Below are 15,531 nucleotides of genomic sequence, written 5' to 3' on the forward strand. Positions count from 1 at the left end.
CCTGTCAACCTTCCCTGGGGGTCACGCAGTTGGCCAGGAGTCGACGCCCCCCGCCCGGCCGGTCAGGGCCGCGCGGGGACGGTACGGGCCCACAGCATCCGGGACGCAAGGAGCCCCGCCGAGGTTGCGGCGGGGCTCTGCTGCGTTCGGAACGCCGAGCCGTGTCGGAGGATCCTGCCGCCAGGACATCCGGACCCTGGCGCCAGGCCCCCTACTTGCCGGTGAACTTCTCGTACTCCTTGAGCACCTCGTCCGTGGGGCCGTCCATGCGCAGCTCGCCGCGCTCCAGCCACAGGACCCGGTCGCAGGTGTCGCGGATGGACTTGTTGTTGTGGCTGACCAGGAAGACCGTGCCGGCCTCCTTGCGCAGCTCGCGGATGCGGGCCTCGGAGCGCTTCTGGAACTTGCGGTCACCGGTGGCGAGCGCCTCGTCGATCATGAGGACGTCGTGGTCCTTGGCCGCCGCGATGGAGAAGCGCAGGCGGGCCGCCATACCGGAGGAGTAGGTGCGCATCGGCAGGGTGATGAAGTCGCCCTTCTCGTTGATGCCCGAGAAGTCGACGATCTCCTGGTAGCGCTCCCGGATCTGCTCGCGTGACATGCCCATCGCGAGCCCGCCGAGTATGACGTTGCGCTCGCCCGTGAGGTCGTTCATCAGGGCCGCGTTCACGCCGAGCAGCGATGGCTGGCCGTCGGTGTAGACCTTGCCGCTCTCGGCGGGCAGCAGGCCCGCGATGGCGCGCAGCAGCGTGGACTTGCCGGAGCCGTTGGAGCCGATCAGACCGACGGCCTCACCGCGGTAGGCGGTGAAGCTGACGCCGCGCACCGCGTGCACCTTGCGTACGCCGCGCTCCTCGCCGCGCCTGATGATGCGGCTGAGGGCCGCGGTGGCGCTGCCCCTGCCGGTCTTGGCGCCGTTGACGCGGTAGACGATGTGCAGTTCGTCCGCGATGACGGTGGGGATCTTCGTCCCCCGGGTCTGTGGGATCTCTGGGGTCTCAGCCACGGCCGTAACGCTCCTCAGCCTTCCAGAAGTACACGAAGCCGATGACGCCGATGGCGACCGCCCAGCCGAGGCCGAGGGCCCAGACGTGCGGGGGCAGCTCCTGGTACTTGCCCATGTCGTCGATGAGCGCCCAGCGCATCAGGTCCATGTAGACCGCCGCGGGGTTGGCCTGCATCAGGTCGGCCGCCCAGGCCGGCGCATCGGCCCGCTCCAGCATGTACGTCAGCGGGAACATCACCCCGGACGCGTACATCCACGTCCGCAGGACGAAGGGCATCAGCTGCGCCAGGTCGGGGGTCTTGGACCCCAGCCGGGCCATGATCATCGAAAGGCCGGTGTTGAAGACGAACTGCAGCACGAGGACCGGCACGACAAGGAGCCACGACAGGTCGGGGTAGTACCCGAAGCCGATGAGCACGGCGAAGAGCACGATCATCGAGAAGAGCAGTTGCTGGAGCTGCTGCAGCGAGAACGAGATCGGCAGGGCCGCGCGCGGGAAGTGCAGCGCGCGCACCAGCCCCAGGTTCCCCGAGATCGCCTTCACGCCCGACATCACCGAGCTCTGCGTGAACATGAACACGAACACGCCGGTGACGAGGAACGGCACGTACGTCTGGTTCGACATGCCGCCACGGGCGCCGAGGAGCAGTCCGAAGATGAAGAAGTAGACGGTCGCGTTGAGCAGCGGTGTGGCCACCTGCCACACCTGGCCGAGCTTGGCCTGGCTGTACTGGGCCGTCAGCTTGGCCTGCGAGAAGGCGATGATGAAGTGCCGTCGGTGCCAGAGCTGCCGGACGTACTCGAAGAGGGAGGGGCGGGCACCGCTCTGGCCGAGGCCGTACTTCGCGGCCAGTTCGGCCCGCGAGAGCCGGTCGTCAGGGGACTCCTGTCCCAAGGACGCTGTCACCGTGACACCGCCGTCATGCGTCGTCTCACTCACAAGTGGAAACTTTCGTCTTCTGGGTTGCGCCGGGGGTTTCGCGCACGCGAGCACTGGGGCCGCCCGGGGTCCGGAGTGTCCCCGGGCAAATACAGTCGGCCCGCATGCTCTCAGACACGAGCTTGTCAGATGACGGGAGGTCGGCCCAGTCGGGTCAGCCGCCATACCGTCCGCCACTTCATGGGGCGCCGGGGACCGCACGGGGTGCGCCAGCCCTCCCTGAAGCCGCCGAACCAGGCCTTGAGCGCCGGCCGGGAGGGGCGGCGCAGCAGCGTGAGCAGCATCCAGACGCCCAGATACACCGGGACCAGGAGCGCCGGGAGGTTGCGGCGGGCGAGCCAGACCCGGTTGCGGGCGACCATCCGGTGGTAGACCGCGTGCCGCGAGGGCGCGGTCGTGGGGTGGTTGAGGACCATGTCCGCGCGGTAGTCGATCAGCCAGCCGGCGTCGAGGGCCCGCCAGGCCAGGTCGGTCTCCTCGTGCGCGTAGAAGAAGTCCTCGGGCAGCGTGCCGACCTCGGCGAAGACCTTCGTCCGTACGGCGTTGGCGCCGCCGAGGAACGTGGTGACACGGGAGCTGCGCATCGGGTCGGAGGCCCGCAGCCGCGGGACGTGCCGGCGCTGGGTCTCACCGGTGTCGGGGTCGGCGATCCGGAAGCTGATGATGCCGAGCCCGGGGTCGGCGGCGAAGGCCTGGCGGCACAGCTCGGCGGTGTCCGGCCGGGCGAGCAGGCCGTCGTCGTCGAGGAACAGCAGGATGTCGACGTCCTTGCCGCGCTCGCCGAAGGCCTCGATGCCGACGTTGCGGCCGCCGGGGATGCCGAGGTTCTCCGGCAGCTCGACGGTCCGTACGCCCGCGGGGACCTCGGGGACCGGGGAACCGTTGCCGACGACGACCGCCTCGACGGGCGCGCCGTCCTGCTTGGCCACCGAGTCGAGCAGCGCGCGCAGCTCCTCGGGCCGGTTGCCCATCGTGATGATGACGGCGCCGACCTTCGGCTGCCCGTTCGCCGCGCTCACTTGAGCCTGCTCGAAGCCAGGATGGACACGAGGTGCAGCAGGGTCTGCAGGAGCGCGATGCCCGCGAGCACGGCCACGCCGAGCCGCGAGAAGAACAGGTCGCCGCGCGCCGCGTCCACGATCGCCAGGACCAGGACGAGCAGCGAGGCCTCGATCCCGAGGACCAGCCGGTGGAACTTCAGGGCGGCCGCGGCCTTGCGGGCCAGCGCCATCCTGGAGGAACGCGGCTCGCTTGCCGACTCCTGGACCACGGGCTTGCCCGCCTGGTGCCGGGCCACGCCGACCAGGTCCGTCTCGGCCTTGATGAGTACGGCGCCGAGCGCGGCCAGCGTTCCGAGGAACGCCCACAGCCAGTCGATGCGGCCCTCGCCCCAGATGTCGGCGGCCCGCAGTCCGAAGCCGACCAGGACCGCGGCATCGCACAGGTAGGCGGCGACACGGTCGAGGTAGACACCGGCGAGCGAGTACTGCTTCTTCCAGCGGGCCAGCTCGCCGTCCACGCAGTCGAACAGGAGGTAGAGCTGCACCATGACGACGCCGAGCACCGCGCCCCAGATCCCGGGGACGAGCAGCGCGGGGGCGGCGAGGGCGCCGGCGAGGGTCATCACATAGGTCACCTGGTTCGGGGTGACCTTGGTGTTGACGAGGTGGCGGTCCACGCGCAGCGAGATCTCGCGCATGTAGAGCCGGCCGGCCCAGTGCTCGCCGCTGCGGCGGTCCTTCACCCCGGCGGGGTGGACGACCGGGCGCAGCTCAGCTACCGATGGCTTTTGCATAGTCGGCGTAGGCGTCCTTGATCTGATCGGCGTTGTAGTCGAGGTGCTCGAGGATCGTGTAGCGGCCTGGGCGGGTCTGCGGGGCGAAGAGCAGGGCCTCGGTGAGGTCCTGCAGGCCGAAGCCCATCTCCTCGGCGAGTACGGGCAGCCCGTGGCGGCGCAGCGCTTCGGCCATCTCGCCCGCGGTCTCCTCGTCGCCGCGCAGATACGTGGCGAAGGCGCCGCCGAAGCCGCACTGCTCCCCGTGCAGCGCGTTGCGCTTGGGGAAGAGCAGGTCGAAGGCGTGGCTGATCTCGTGGCAGGCTCCGGAGGCCGGACGCGAGTCACCCGCGACGGACATCGCCATGCCGCACATCACGAGGGCCTCGGCGAGCACGGTGAGGAACTCGTCGTCTCCGACGCCGCCGGGGTGGCGCAGCACGGCGTGCGCGGACTGGCGGGCCATGGAGGCGGCGAGGCCGTCCACGAGTTCGCCGTTGACCTTGTTCGACAGCTCCCAGTCGGCGACGCAGGAGATCTTGCAGATCACGTCGCCGACACCGGCGCGCACGAAGCGCACCGGGGCGTCCCGGATGACATCGAGGTCGATGACCACGCCGATCGGGCTGGGCACGCCGTACGAGCCGCGGCCCGCGTCGTTGTCGAGCGTGGCGACCGGGGAGCACAGCCCGTCGTGCGCGAGGTTGGTCGCGACGGCCACGAGCGGCAGGCCCACGCGGGCCGCCGCGTACTTCGCGCAGTCGACGACCTTGCCGCCGCCGAGCGAGACCAGCGCGTCGTAGCGGCCCGACCTCTTGATGGAATCGGCGAGGGCGATCGCACCGTCCAGGGTGCCGTCGGCCTCGTCGAACCACTGCGCGCCCTGGAACAGCGGGGCGAAGCGCTCCTTGAGCGCCCTGCCCGAACCGCCGCTCACCGCGAACGCCAGCTTGCCGGTGGGGGCGATGCGCTGATCCGCGAGGATCGTGGGGAGATCGTCCAGCGCACCCGCCCGGATGTCGACGACAACCGGGCTCGGCATCAGCCGGGTCAGTACTGGCACGCGATCTCCCGCCCCTTGGCCAGGTCGTCGTGGTTGTCGATCTCGACCCACTTGACGTCACCGATGGGGGCTACATCGATCTTGAAGCCACGGTTGACGAGCTCCTGGTAGCCGTCCTCGTAGTAGAGGTCGGGGTCGCGCTCGAAGGTGACCTTCAGGGCGTCGGCGAGCTCGGCGGCGGCGGAGCCCTCGATGAGGGTGACGCCGATGTACTCACCGGTGGCGGTGGCCGGATCCATCAGCTTGGTGATCTTCTGGACGCCCTTCTCGGGGTCCACGACGACCTTCATCTCCTCGTCGGCGAGCTGCTTCACCGTGTCCAGGGCGAGGATGATCTTCCGGCCGTTGCCGCGGGCTGCGAGGAGGGTCTTCTCGACGGAGACCGGGTGCACGGTGTCGCCGTTGGCGAGGATCACGTCGTGCTTGACGGAGTCCCGGCCGCACCACAGGGAGTAGGCGTTGTTCCACTCCTCGGCCTTGTCGTTGTCGATCAGGGTGATCTTCAGGCCGTACTTCGCCTCCAGAGCCGCCTTGCGCTCGTAGACGGCTTCCTTCCGGTAGCCCACGATGATGGCGACCTCACTCAGCCCGATCTCGGCGAAGTTGCCGAGGGTCAGGTCGAGGATGGTGGTCTCGCCGTCGACGGGAACCAGCGCCTTGGGCAGGGTGTCCGTGTAGGGACGCAGACGCCGTCCGGCGCCTGCCGCAAGGACGAGGCCGATCATGCGGGTTCTCCTTCATCGTGTACGGCGGGTGCGCCCTGACGGGCGGCGATCACCCAGAAGCGGATGCTCTCGGTGAGCACCACGAGGGCCACGAACACGGCCAGGGCCGTGAGCGCGACGGTGAAATCTGCTGCGGACAGCGACGCGGCCAGGACGGCTACGAGCAGCGTCCGGCCTTCCTGCCCGCCGGTCACCCGCACCAGCCACTGCGGCGGTGCTCCGCTGCCGCCGCGGATGCGGTAGACCGTGTCGTAGTGATGGTAGGCGACCGCCGCCACCAGGCCGAAAGCCGCGGGCAAGGCCCCGTTCACTTCCGCGTGCGCGGCGAGGATCAGGATCGTCGCGTATTCCGCGGCCCGGAACACCGGCGGCACCAGCCAGTCGAGGGGGCCGGTCAGCGGGGCGGCGAGGGCCAGGCCCGACATCACGGTGTAGAAGACCGCGCCGACGACGATCGCCGTGGCACTGCCCGTGCTCACGTTCGCGATGAGGGCGCCGGCGCCGACGAGCGCCAGGATCAGCGGAGCGAAGGGCATCCTGCGGCCGTCGCCCGTGCGCCGGATCCTGGAGAGGTACGAGGCCAGGGCCCCGTTGTCGGCGAGGTCGGCCAGGGCGCGGGCGGCCCGGTCGGTGCGCTGCGCCTTGCGGGTCAGCGAGCGCAGCACGCGGCCGGCCGTCGTGTACAGCGCGGCGAAGGCGCAGCCTGCCAGCAGTACCACGAAGGTGATGCGCGGGGTGGTCACCGCGGTGAGCACCGCGATCAGCGCCCAGCGCTCACCGATCGGGAGGACGATCATGCGCCGCAGCCAGACGGTCCAGCCGACGCTGTCGAGCCGGTCGGAGAGGCTCGCGGTGGGGCTGGTGTTGGCGGTGGCGTCGTGATTCGCCTCGTTGAAGGAGAAGTCCACGACATGGCGGCAGGTCTGCAGGATCATCGCGCCGAGCGCGAGCGCCCAGACGTCATCGCCCCCGCGGGCCGCGCCCAGCGCGAGGCCCGCGTAATAGGCGTACTCCTTGGCCCGGTCGAAGGTGGCGTCGAGCCAGGCGCCCATCGTGGAGTACTGCAGCGAGTATCGGGCGAGCTGCCCGTCCGTGCAGTCGAGGACGAACGAGGCGATGAGCAGCACACCGGCGGCGACGAAGCCCCAGCGCTCGCCGGTCGCGGCGCAGCCGGCCGCGATCAGCGCGGTGAGCAGGGAGGCCGTGGTGACCTGGTTCGGGGTGAGGCCGCGACGGGCGCACCAGCGCGCGAGGTAGCGCGAGTACGGGCTGATGAAGTGCGTGGTGAAGAAGCCGTCGCGGGACTTCACGGCGGTGCGCAGCCGGATGGCCTCCTCGTCGACGGCGGCGACGGCCTGCCGGGCCTCACTGCGCGTCTGCGGGTCGCCGGCGACCGTGGCGACGAGTTCGCCGAGCTCCGGTCGGTACAGCTCGGTGCCGTCCGCCGCGAGGGCCTCGGCGACGCGGTCGGCGAGTGCTTCCACGCGTACGACGGTGCTGCCGTCCGCCCCGCCGGTGACCTGCTCCAGTGCACGGTCGAGCGCGGCACGGGAGGGCGGCTGCACGCAGACGGCACCGGGGACGGCGGAGGCGTCGAAGCGGGGGTCGGTCAGGCCGAGGCGGAGTGCGTGGCGGTGCCCGATGAAATCCGCGTCGACGAGCGCCACGCGCTCATCGGCGGGGGCGGCGGACAGCAGCGTGGCGAGGTCCGCGGGCGCGGCGGCGGTCCGCACGTCGAAGCCCAGGGCCCGCAGATCGTCGTCGAGCGACGAGCCGGGCACCGGCGATCCGATGAGGATGGCGGTCGACAGACGAACTCACTCCTTGGGAGGCCGCCGCGTGGCGGCGGACTGCGTGCAGAGGGGCCCCCGGGCCTGCGGGCCGGGCGGCACGTCGGCTGAGGTTATCGGATGAATGGAAGCGGCCGTTCACCGCCCGTTCACGGCGTGATCAAGGTGGCATGCGCCGGATTCGGCCGCCGGGTTCATCTTGGTCGATGCGCTTGGGTGACGACAAACCGCGCGGGCGGCGGGCCGTGTCGCGGGCGGCCGCCGCAGGCCTCTGACCTGCAGTGCGTTTACGCAGGTCAGGGCACATGACAACGGTGTTCAATGCAGCGTTGCCAGATACCCCCCACCCGTAGTTCACTGTGATCGCCGGCCCACGATCGGGGGCTGTGCACCACGGCGGCGCGGGCAATCCGCCTCCGCAATCCGCGTAGGGAATGCGTAGGCGGAATCCACGCACGGAATCCGCCTACGGAATCCGCAACGAACGACTCAGCGAGGGAGGGCCGATGGGAGCGGGGCACGACCACGGGCACACACACGGCGGTACGGGGGGCACCGCATCCGCGGCGCATCTGGGGCGGCTGCGTATCGCGCTGTGCATCACGCTCGGGATCATGGTCGTCCAGGTCATCGGCGGCATCGCGGCGAACTCGCTCGCGCTGGCGGCGGATGCGGCCCATATGGCGACGGACGCACTGGGGCTCGGCATGGCCCTGCTCGCGATCCACTTCGCCAACCGCCCGACGAGCGTCAACCGCACGTTCGGCTTCGCCCGCGCCGAGATCCTTGCAGCGCTCGCCAACTGTCTGCTGCTGCTGGGGGCCGGCGGATTCGTGCTGTACGAGGCGGTCCAGCGCTTCATCACCCCGGCCGACACCGACGGCGGCCTCACCGTCGTCTTCGGTGCGATCGGCCTCGTCGCGAACGTGGTCTCGCTGTCGCTGCTCATGCGGGGACAGAAGGAGAGCCTGAACGTACGAGGAGCCTTCCTCGAGGTCGTCGCGGACGCACTGGGCTCGGCGACCGTGATCGTCTCGGCCACGGTCATCCTGCTCACCGGCTGGACCGTCGCCGACCCGATCGCCTCCATCGTGATCGGCCTGATGATCGTGCCGCGCACGCTGAAGCTGCTGCGCGAGACGCTGGACGTGCTGCTCGAAGCGGCGCCGAAGGGCGTCGACATGGAAGAGGTCCGCAGCCACATCCTGGACCTGCCGGGCGTCGAGGACGTCCACGACCTGCACGCCTGGACCATCACCTCGGGCCTGCCGGTCCTGTCCGCCCACGTGGTGGTCAGCGCGGAGATGCTGGACTCCATCGGCCACGAGAAGCTCCTGCACGACCTGCAGGGGTGCCTGGGCGACCACTTCGACGTGGAGCACTGCACGTTCCAGCTGGAGCCCGGCGGACACGCGGATCACGAGGCGAAGGTGTGTCACTGAGCCCGGCCCGCACCCTGTCGCGAAGCAGGCGGGGGACGGGTGGAGCGCCCACGAAAGGGGCCGGAGCGGAGCGGCGGGGCACGGAGCCCGGCAAACTGCGGCAGACTGGGTGCTTCGAACCGAAAGGATGGTTATGCCGATCACCCCAGCCACCGCGGCCAACGGCTCCCAGAACGGTTCCGCGGAAGCGATCCTGCTCGAACTGGTCGACGAGAACGGCACCACCATCGGCACGGCGGAGAAGCTCTCCGCACATCGGGCCCCCGGGCAACTGCACCGTGCGTTCTCCGTGTTCCTCTTCGACGAGCAGGGCCGTCTGCTGCTGCAGCGCCGGGCGCTCGGCAAGTACCACTCCCCCGGGGTGTGGTCCAACACCTGCTGCGGCCACCCGTACCCGGGCGAGGCCCCGTTCGCGGCGGCCGCCCGCAGAGTCTTCGAGGAACTGGGCGTCTCCCCCTCGCTGATGGCCGAGGCGGGCACGGTGCGCTACAACCACCCCGACCCCGATTCGGGCCTGGTCGAGCAGGAGTTCAACCACCTGTTCGTCGGCATGGTCCAGTCCCCCCTGCGACCCGACCCCGACGAGGTCGGCGAGACCGCCTTCGTCACGCCCGGGGAACTGCTCGTACGCCACGAGCAAGGGCCGTTCTCGGCGTGGTTCATGACCGTGCTGGACGCGGCACGTCCCGCGATCAGGGAGCTGACGGGTCCGGGCGCGGGCTGGTGAGCCGGAGGGGGCCGGGCAGATCCGGCCGGGAAGTGCCGGCCGGGTCCGCCCGGCACTTCCCGGGTCCGAGGCCCCGCACTCCCTGAGGGCTTGAGGCCCGAGCCCCCAGGGCCTGATCCGCCGGACATCTCCTATGGTTTGAGTGGCAGCGCCGCCCAGATCACCTTGCCGCCGCTCGCCGTGTGCTCCGCATCGCAGGCCCCGCCGGCCTCCTTGGTGATCTCTCGTACGAGCAGCAGGCCGCGCCCGCCCGTCTGCCCCTGGTCGGCCTCCAGGGCCTTGGGCCGGTACGGGTGGTTGTCCTCGACGGACACCCGTACCCATTCCGCGCCGACCGCCACCTCCACGGCGAGCATCGGCGAGAGCAGCGCCGCATGCCGTACGACGTTGGTGACCAGCTCGGAGACGATCAGCAGCAGCCCCTGCACGGTGTCGTCGGCGGCCGGTACCCCTTGGCGGACCAGCAGCTCACGGACCGCCCTGCGGGCCTGCGGCACCGAGGCGTCCACGGACGGCGCGGTGAACCTCCAGACGCCTTCGTACGGCAGGGGACCGTCCGTCGGTGGTGCGGGGGTCACCCTGCCGTATCCGTGCATCGTCCGGTCGCCGCCCTCACGCTCGATAGTCACCACGCTTCGAGTTTGGGAAGGTTCTGGACCGCACCTCATCGCTGACCGGAACTCGTCGGATATCGACGGTATTTGACCGGGTGCGTATGACAGCGTCAGTTGGGAGACTGCTTCGTGGCCTACTTGTTCCCAATTCAAACTGTCGGGGATTCAGGGGGTTTGGCCGCTTCGGAGCTTTCGGCTCCGCTTACCGCACGAACGATTCTTCTTCCGCCGAGTCCCAGGGCCACGAGGCCGAGCCCGTCGAAGAGCAGCGCGAGCGAGAAGAAGGTGCCGATGACGTACAGACTGCTGTTCGGCCATTCGGCCAGGATCAGCACACCGAGCAGGATGCCGAACGCTCCCTGCACCAGGGTCAGGCCGAACTGCGGACCGCGCACCACGACACTGCCCACCAGGCGGAACACCCCGCCGGTCAGGAAGAGCAGCGCGGCGAACATGGTCAGCGCCTCGGCGGTGCCCTCCGGGTGTCTGAGCACCACGACGCCGGCGGCGAGGTTGAGCGCGGCGACGACCACGCCGAGCCAGAAGTAGTTGGAGCCGCGCATCTGCAGCGAGTGCAGGAGGCCGACCAGACCGCCGACCAGGAGCAGCCAGCCGAAGAGGATCATCGAGGTGAGCGTGGCAACGCCGACATAGACGAGGCCGACCGCACCGCCGAGCACCAGGATGCCGCCGAGTGCGGCCATCAGCCCGAGACTGCGGCTCATCTTGCGGCCTGGTTCGCTCAGCCCGCCCGCGGAGCCGGCATCCGCCGCCCGACCGGCGCCCTGCGCCGGAGCGCCGCCCGCCCCTGAGCCGGAGCCCGAACCGGAGTCGGTTCCCGACCCGGAGCCGGTGCCCGGTCCGGTGCCTCCGGCGGATTCCTGTTGGAGTCCGTCCGTACGTCCGTCCTCGGGTGTGCCCATCGCGCCTCCTCGGAGCCGCCCCCTGGGGTCTGCTCATCGGACCAGACCCTGGTCCGATCCTAAGAGCTGGGGCTGCGGGTAGCATCCGGCGCATGTCCTCGGATCCCCTGCCGCAGCTCACGCACGCCCGCGCCGACGGCGTCGCCACCGTGGTGATCTCGCATCCGGCCAAGCGGAACGCCATGACCGACGCCATGTGGCGGGCGCTGCCGCCGCTGCTCGACGAACTCGCGGCCGATCCCGCCATACGGGTTCTGGTGCTCACCGGACAGGGCGCCACGTTCTGCGCGGGCGCCGACATCTCGGGGCTCGTCCAGTCCGCCGACGAGGCGCGGGAGCTGGCCGTGCGGGCCGAGGAGGCGCTCGCCGCGTTCCCGAAGCCGAGTCTCGCGGCCGTGCGCGGGCACTGTGTGGGCGGCGGCTGCCAGCTCGCGGCGGCCTGCGATCTGCGGTTCGCCGCCGAGGGTGCCACGTTCGGGATCACGCCCGCGAAACTCGGGATCGTCTACGCCGCCTCGTCGACGCGTCGGCTCGTCGATCTGGTCGGGCCCGCCACCGCCAAGTACCTCCTGTTCTCGGGCGAGCTGATCGACAGCGCACGGGCGCTGCGCTCCGGTCTCGTGGACGAGGTGCTAGCCGAGAGCGAGCTGGACAAGCGGGTGGCCGAGTTCGCCCGCGTACTGGCGTCGAGGTCGCTGCTCACCCAGGTCGCGGCGAAGGAGTTCGCGAACGGCCGCACCGACCGCGAGGAGCACTGGAGCGCACAGATGCGCGCGGGCGGCGACACCGCCGAGGGGGTCGCCGCCTTCCTGGAGCGCAGGAAGCCGGAGTTCCGCTGGGCCCCCTGAGCCGCCGCCCGGGCCGGGCGGCTCACAGGTCGCGCAGCATCTCCACGAGGTGGGCGGGAGCCTTGTCGGGCGAGCCCGCGTCGTAGGGCGGCTGCGGGTCGTACTCCGTCATCAACTGGACGATCTGCGCGTGGTCCTCGCCCGCGATCCGGCCGGCCAGTGCCAGGCCCATGTCGATCCCGGAGGAGACACCGGCGGCGGTCACGTACTTGCCGTCGAAGACGACCCGCTCGCCGGTCGGTTCGACGCCGTACTTCTTGATCTTCTCCAGCCACAGCCAGTGCGTGGTGGCGCGGCGGCCTTCGAGGAGGCCGGCGGCTGCGAGCAGGATCGACCCCGTGCATACGGAGGTCGTCCAGGTCGTGGTGGCGTCGACGGCCCGCAGCCATTCGAGGAGCGCCCGGTCTTCCACGGGCACGTCGGGGCCGCCCGGTACCACCACGAGACCGGGGCGGGTGACCTCGTCGAAGGTCCTGGTGGCGACGAGCGCGAGGCTGCCGCTGTCGTCCTGGACGGGCCCGCGCCGTTCCGCCACGAACACGGTCTCGGCGCCGGGCAGCGGGCCGAGTGTCTGGAAGGGCCCGACAGCGTCGAGTGCGGTGAAGCCTTCGAAGAGAACGATCGCGATCTGCATGGGTTCTCCCTGGGGTGAGCCGGTGTTCGGCCTGGTGGGTGTGGCCTCGGCCTGGTGGGTGTGGCCTCGGCCTGGTGGGTGTGGTCTCGGCCTGGTGGGTGTGGCGCTGCCTTGGTGGGTGTGCGTGTGTTCGGCGGTTCGCGCGGGGGTCAGTTCTGCGGGTGCCGCGAGGCTGCGCGGAACTCCGCGACGAGGTCGGCCGGCGCCTTGTGCGGCGCGCCCGCGTCGTACGGCGGCCGCGGGTCGTACTCGGTAAGCAGCTGGATGGACTGCGCGGCCCGTTCCCCGGCGATCCGCCCGGTCAGCGCGAGGCCCATGTCGATGCCGGAGGAGACGCCGGCCGCCGTGACGTACTTGCCGTCGAAGACGACCCGCTCGCCGGTCGGTTCGACGCCGTGGCCGCGCAGCACGTTCAGGGCCAGCCAGTGCGAGGTCGCCCTGCGGCCCTCGAGCAGCCCCGCGGAGGCCAGGAGCAGCGATCCGGTGCAGACCGAGGTGGTCCAGGTGCTGCCCGTATCGGCGGCGCGCAGCCAGTCGAGGAGGACGGGGTTGTCCATCTGCGGAGTCTGGCCGGGGCCGCCCGGCACCAGGACGATGTCCGGTCGCGGAACCTCGCCGAAAGTACGGTCGGCGGTGAGGGCGAGCGCACCGGTGTCGGCACGCACCGGGCCCGTGTGCTCGGCGACGAAGACCGTCTCCGTGCCGGGTAGCCGGCTGAGGATCTCGTACGGACCCACGGCGTCCAGGGCGGTGAAGCGGTCGAAGAGCACGATCGCCAGTTGCATCTCTGTCTCCATACGGCAGGTGGTGCGGAAGCCCGGGATGTCGACGGGGCCGTTCAGGCGGGAGTGGGGCGGAAGCGGCGGCGGTATTCGGCCGGCGGGGTGCCCAGGCGCTTGAGGAAGGCGCGGCGCATGGCCTCCGGTGTGCCGTAGCCGCTGGCGCGGGAGATCTCCTCGATGCCGAGGCAGCTGTCCTCCAGGAGCCTGCGGGCCTGCTCGACACGCACCTGCTCCACGTACCGCCCGGGCGTCATGCCGGTCTCGGCCTGGAAGGCACGGGCGAAGTGGCGCGGCGAGAGCCGGGCCCGGGCGGCGAGGGCCTCGACGCCCAGGTTCTCCGCCGGGTGTTCGCTGATCCACTGCTGGACGTCGCGCAGGGGTGCGCGACGGGCGGTCTGGGCGGAGAGCTGGGCGCTGAACTGGGCCTGGTTGCCCGGTCTGCGGAGGAAGACGACGAGCGCGCGGGCGACCAGGAGCGCGGTGTCGCGGCCGAGGTCCTCCTCCACGAGGGCGAGTGCGAGGTCGATGCCTGCGGTGACTCCGGCGGAGGTCGCGACCGGCCCGTCGCGTACGTAGATCGCGTCCGGATCCACCTCGATCTCGGGGTGGCGGCGGGCCAGGGTCTCGCAGAAGCCCCAGTGGGTGGTGGCGCGGCGGCCGTCGAGGAGTCGGGCGGCCGCGAGCAGGATCGCGCCGGTGCACACGGAGACGAGACGTTCGGCCCGCGGGCCGTGCCTGCGCAGCCAGGCGATGAGCTGCTCGTCGGGTGCCCGGGTGCCGGTGCCGCCGGGCACCAGGAGGGTGTGCGGGGCCTCCTCGTCCTCCAGGCGTCCGTCGGGTACGAGGGTCAGACCGCTTGAGCAGCGTACGGGCCGGCCGTCGAGCGAGGCGGTGCGGATCTCGTACGCGGCGGGCAGTGCGGCAGTGTGCACATCGGCGGGCCTGGAGCCCTGCGGGCCGACGGGCCCGGTGCCCTCGTGACCGGCGGGCCCGGTGCCCTCGTGACCGGCGGGCCCGGTGCCCTCGTGACCGGCGGGCTCGCGGAGCTGGCCGGCGGCCGTGAACACCTCGACGGGGCCGGTGACGTCGAGGCTCTGCACGCCGTCGAAGAGCACGACGAGAACACGGCGGACTGGGTGAGTCATGCCTTCATTCTTTTGGCCGTGGCATGCGTCTGCAATGCCGAGTACCCCACCTTTCCTGCCATCGCTCCGCACCCTTCCCCTCCATACCGACCCGTCGGTAACCTGCCGTTCATGACCTCATCCCTGCCGCCCAAGGCCGGCCGCCGCTGCCAGAACATGCTCAATCCGCTGCATTCCGCCCACTACTTCTCGCCGGAGTACGGGAAGGAGATGGGTGCGATCGGCCTCGACGGATGGAGCCCGCCCTACTTCGCGGGCCGCTCGGCCGCGCTGGGCGCCGTGGGCGCCGGCACGGTGGCCGCGACGTTCTACAACTTCAAGCACGAGCTGATCGCGGAGCACGTCCCGGCGATCTGGGAGACCGCCGCTCCCGAGGCCGCGCTCGCCGCGCGGCTGCGCGCCGTCGACGGCAGTCTGCGGCGGCTGCTGGGGGACGCGGTGGACAGCCCGGAGATGGCCGAGGCGGCCCGCCTCGCGCTCACCGCCACGGAGGCCTGCACGCGGCCCGGCCGCCCGCTGTACGCGGCGCACGCGGACCTTCCTCTGCCCGAGGAGCCGCACCTCGCCCTGTGGCACGCCGCCACCCTGCTGCGCGAACACCGCGGGGACGGGCATATCGCGGCACTGCTCGCCGCCGACCTCGGCCCGCTCGAAGCACTGGTGAGCCATACGGCGACGGGCAAGGGCTTCGCCGTGAAGTGGGCGCTGGAGACGCGTGGCTGGACCCGCGCCGAATGGGACGTGGCCGTCCAGCGGCTGCAGGAGCGGGGACTGCTCGACGCCGAGCGGGAGTTGACGGAGGCCGGCACCGCGCTGCGCAGCGAGCTGGAGCTGGCGACCGACCGGATGGACGCCGCACCGTACGAGCACCTGGGCGCGGCCGGGGTGGAGCGGCTGACGGAGCTGGCCGGCGGCTTCGTGATGACGGCGCTCGGGGCGGGCGCTTTCCCGCCGGACCTCATCGGCAAGGACTGACACCGGCAAGAACCGAGGCCGGCAGGGACGAACCGGCGCGGACGAACCGACACGGACCAACCGGCGCGGACGAACCGGCGCGGACGAACCGGCGCGGACGAACCGGCGCGGACGAACCGGCGCGAACCGCTGGCAGAAGGGAC

At 71.0% G+C, this 15,531-nt stretch carries 15 protein-coding genes and 1 pseudogene; 4 read left to right on the forward strand and 12 right to left on the reverse strand.

Annotated features, from left to right (window positions below; translation table 11 throughout):
* Positions 1-211 precede the first annotated feature (211 nt).
* The 7 genes from ACLF6P_RS26135 to ACLF6P_RS26165 all read right to left on the reverse strand — a co-directional run bounded on the left by ACLF6P_RS26135 (position 212) and on the right by ACLF6P_RS26165 (position 7,319).
* Positions 212-1,006 (reverse strand): ABC transporter ATP-binding protein, encoded by a 795-nt coding sequence (locus ACLF6P_RS26135; protein ID WP_415953476.1) that lies wholly within the window; start codon positions 1,004-1,006, stop codon positions 212-214.
* On the reverse strand, positions 999-1,946 hold the full coding sequence (locus tag ACLF6P_RS26140; protein WP_415953477.1) for an ABC transporter permease: 948 nt from the start codon (positions 1,944-1,946) through the stop codon (positions 999-1,001). Before ACLF6P_RS26140 ends, ACLF6P_RS26135 begins: the two co-directional genes overlap by 8 nt.
* 125 nt (positions 1,947-2,071) lie before the next feature.
* Positions 2,072-2,917 carry a glycosyltransferase family 2 protein gene (locus tag ACLF6P_RS26145; protein ID WP_415953763.1) on the reverse strand — a complete coding sequence of 282 codons (846 nt, stop codon included), beginning with the start codon at positions 2,915-2,917 and terminating at the stop codon, positions 2,072-2,074.
* A gap of 44 nt (positions 2,918-2,961) precedes the next feature.
* The gene (locus ACLF6P_RS26150; protein WP_415953479.1) at positions 2,962-3,741 is read right to left on the reverse strand and encodes a CDP-alcohol phosphatidyltransferase family protein; all 780 of its coding nucleotides are present in this window, start codon (positions 3,739-3,741) and stop codon (positions 2,962-2,964) included.
* On the reverse strand, positions 3,719-4,783 hold the full coding sequence (locus tag ACLF6P_RS26155; RefSeq protein WP_415953481.1) for an iron-containing alcohol dehydrogenase family protein: 1,065 nt from the start codon (positions 4,781-4,783) through the stop codon (positions 3,719-3,721). Before ACLF6P_RS26155 ends, ACLF6P_RS26150 begins: the two co-directional genes overlap by 23 nt.
* Positions 4,771-5,508: a phosphocholine cytidylyltransferase family protein gene (locus ACLF6P_RS26160; protein WP_415953483.1), complete on the reverse strand. Its 738-nt coding sequence runs from the start codon at positions 5,506-5,508 to the stop codon at positions 4,771-4,773. The genes ACLF6P_RS26155 and ACLF6P_RS26160 overlap by 13 nt, the downstream gene beginning before the upstream one ends.
* Positions 5,505-7,319, reverse strand: a complete 1,815-nt coding sequence (locus ACLF6P_RS26165) for a DUF5941 domain-containing protein (protein WP_415953765.1) — start codon at positions 7,317-7,319, stop codon at positions 5,505-5,507. Before ACLF6P_RS26165 ends, ACLF6P_RS26160 begins: the two co-directional genes overlap by 4 nt.
* Positions 7,320-7,804: 485 nt before the next feature.
* Between ACLF6P_RS26165 and ACLF6P_RS26170 the strand changes: the two genes are divergently transcribed.
* Together ACLF6P_RS26170 and idi are read left to right on the forward strand one after the other, a co-directional pair.
* Positions 7,805-8,740 (forward strand): cation diffusion facilitator family transporter, encoded by a 936-nt coding sequence (locus tag ACLF6P_RS26170; protein WP_415953484.1) that lies wholly within the window; start codon positions 7,805-7,807, stop codon positions 8,738-8,740.
* 133 nt (positions 8,741-8,873) lie between these two features.
* Positions 8,874-9,467, forward strand: coding sequence for an isopentenyl-diphosphate Delta-isomerase (gene idi / locus ACLF6P_RS26175; RefSeq protein WP_415953486.1), 594 nt, complete (start codon positions 8,874-8,876; stop codon positions 9,465-9,467).
* 131 nt (positions 9,468-9,598) lie between these two features.
* On the opposite strand, the gene ACLF6P_RS26180 is transcribed toward idi, so the two are convergent.
* Together ACLF6P_RS26180 and ACLF6P_RS26185 are read right to left on the reverse strand one after the other, a co-directional pair.
* A complete protein-coding gene (locus ACLF6P_RS26180) occupies positions 9,599-10,099 on the reverse strand; it encodes an ATP-binding protein (RefSeq protein ID WP_415953487.1) in 501 nt (166 codons plus the stop codon).
* A gap of 131 nt (positions 10,100-10,230) precedes the next feature.
* A complete protein-coding gene (locus ACLF6P_RS26185; protein WP_415953767.1) occupies positions 10,231-10,806 on the reverse strand; it encodes an HdeD family acid-resistance protein in 576 nt (191 codons plus the stop codon).
* A gap of 290 nt (positions 10,807-11,096) precedes the next feature.
* On the opposite strand from ACLF6P_RS26185, the gene ACLF6P_RS26190 reads away from it, so the two are divergent.
* A complete protein-coding gene (locus tag ACLF6P_RS26190) occupies positions 11,097-11,852 on the forward strand; it encodes an enoyl-CoA hydratase/isomerase family protein (RefSeq protein WP_415953489.1) in 756 nt (251 codons plus the stop codon).
* A 22-nt stretch (positions 11,853-11,874) separates the two neighbouring features.
* On the opposite strand, the gene ACLF6P_RS26195 is transcribed toward ACLF6P_RS26190, so the two are convergent.
* From ACLF6P_RS26195 to ACLF6P_RS26205, 3 genes and pseudogenes are all read right to left on the reverse strand, one after another.
* Positions 11,875-12,486 (reverse strand): DJ-1/PfpI family protein, encoded by a 612-nt coding sequence (locus ACLF6P_RS26195; protein ID WP_415953490.1) that lies wholly within the window; start codon positions 12,484-12,486, stop codon positions 11,875-11,877.
* Positions 12,487-12,635: 149 nt separating this feature from the next.
* A complete protein-coding gene (locus tag ACLF6P_RS26200; protein ID WP_415953769.1) occupies positions 12,636-13,271 on the reverse strand; it encodes a DJ-1/PfpI family protein in 636 nt (211 codons plus the stop codon).
* A 59-nt stretch (positions 13,272-13,330) separates the two neighbouring features.
* Positions 13,331-14,413, reverse strand: a pseudogene (locus ACLF6P_RS26205) (GlxA family transcriptional regulator); the annotation flags it as partial.
* 111 nt (positions 14,414-14,524) lie between these two features.
* Between ACLF6P_RS26205 and ACLF6P_RS26210 the strand changes: the two are divergent.
* On the forward strand, positions 14,525-15,388 hold the full coding sequence (locus tag ACLF6P_RS26210; protein ID WP_415953492.1) for an SCO6745 family protein: 864 nt from the start codon (positions 14,525-14,527) through the stop codon (positions 15,386-15,388).
* Positions 15,389-15,531: the final 143 nt, after the last annotated feature.

It is taken from the genome of Streptomyces lothianensis (assembly GCF_047779955.1).
Taxonomy (GTDB): Bacteria; Actinomycetota; Actinomycetes; order Streptomycetales; family Streptomycetaceae; genus Streptomyces.

Excerpts from the sequence above, each read along its gene's own strand:
- ACLF6P_RS26145 (WP_415953763.1), bottom strand. The coding sequence starts at position 2,917 with ATGGGCAACCGGCCCGAGGAGCTGCGCGCGCTGCTCGACTCGGTGGCC.
- ACLF6P_RS26150 (WP_415953479.1), bottom strand. The coding sequence starts at position 3,741 with ATGCAAAAGCCATCGGTAGCTGAGCTGCGCCCGGTCGTCCACCCCGCC.
- ACLF6P_RS26160 (WP_415953483.1), bottom strand. The coding sequence starts at position 5,508 with ATGATCGGCCTCGTCCTTGCGGCAGGCGCCGGACGGCGTCTGCGTCCC.
- ACLF6P_RS26170 (WP_415953484.1), top strand. The coding sequence starts at position 7,805 with ATGGGAGCGGGGCACGACCACGGGCACACACACGGCGGTACGGGGGGC.
- idi (WP_415953486.1), top strand. The coding sequence starts at position 8,874 with ATGCCGATCACCCCAGCCACCGCGGCCAACGGCTCCCAGAACGGTTCC.
- ACLF6P_RS26185 (WP_415953767.1), bottom strand. The coding sequence starts at position 10,806 with ATGAGCCGCAGTCTCGGGCTGATGGCCGCACTCGGCGGCATCCTGGTG.
- ACLF6P_RS26190 (WP_415953489.1), top strand. The coding sequence starts at position 11,097 with ATGTCCTCGGATCCCCTGCCGCAGCTCACGCACGCCCGCGCCGACGGC.
- ACLF6P_RS26195 (WP_415953490.1), bottom strand. The coding sequence starts at position 12,486 with ATGCAGATCGCGATCGTTCTCTTCGAAGGCTTCACCGCACTCGACGCT.
- ACLF6P_RS26200 (WP_415953769.1), bottom strand. The coding sequence starts at position 13,271 with ATGCAACTGGCGATCGTGCTCTTCGACCGCTTCACCGCCCTGGACGCC.
- ACLF6P_RS26210 (WP_415953492.1), top strand. The coding sequence starts at position 14,525 with ATGACCTCATCCCTGCCGCCCAAGGCCGGCCGCCGCTGCCAGAACATG.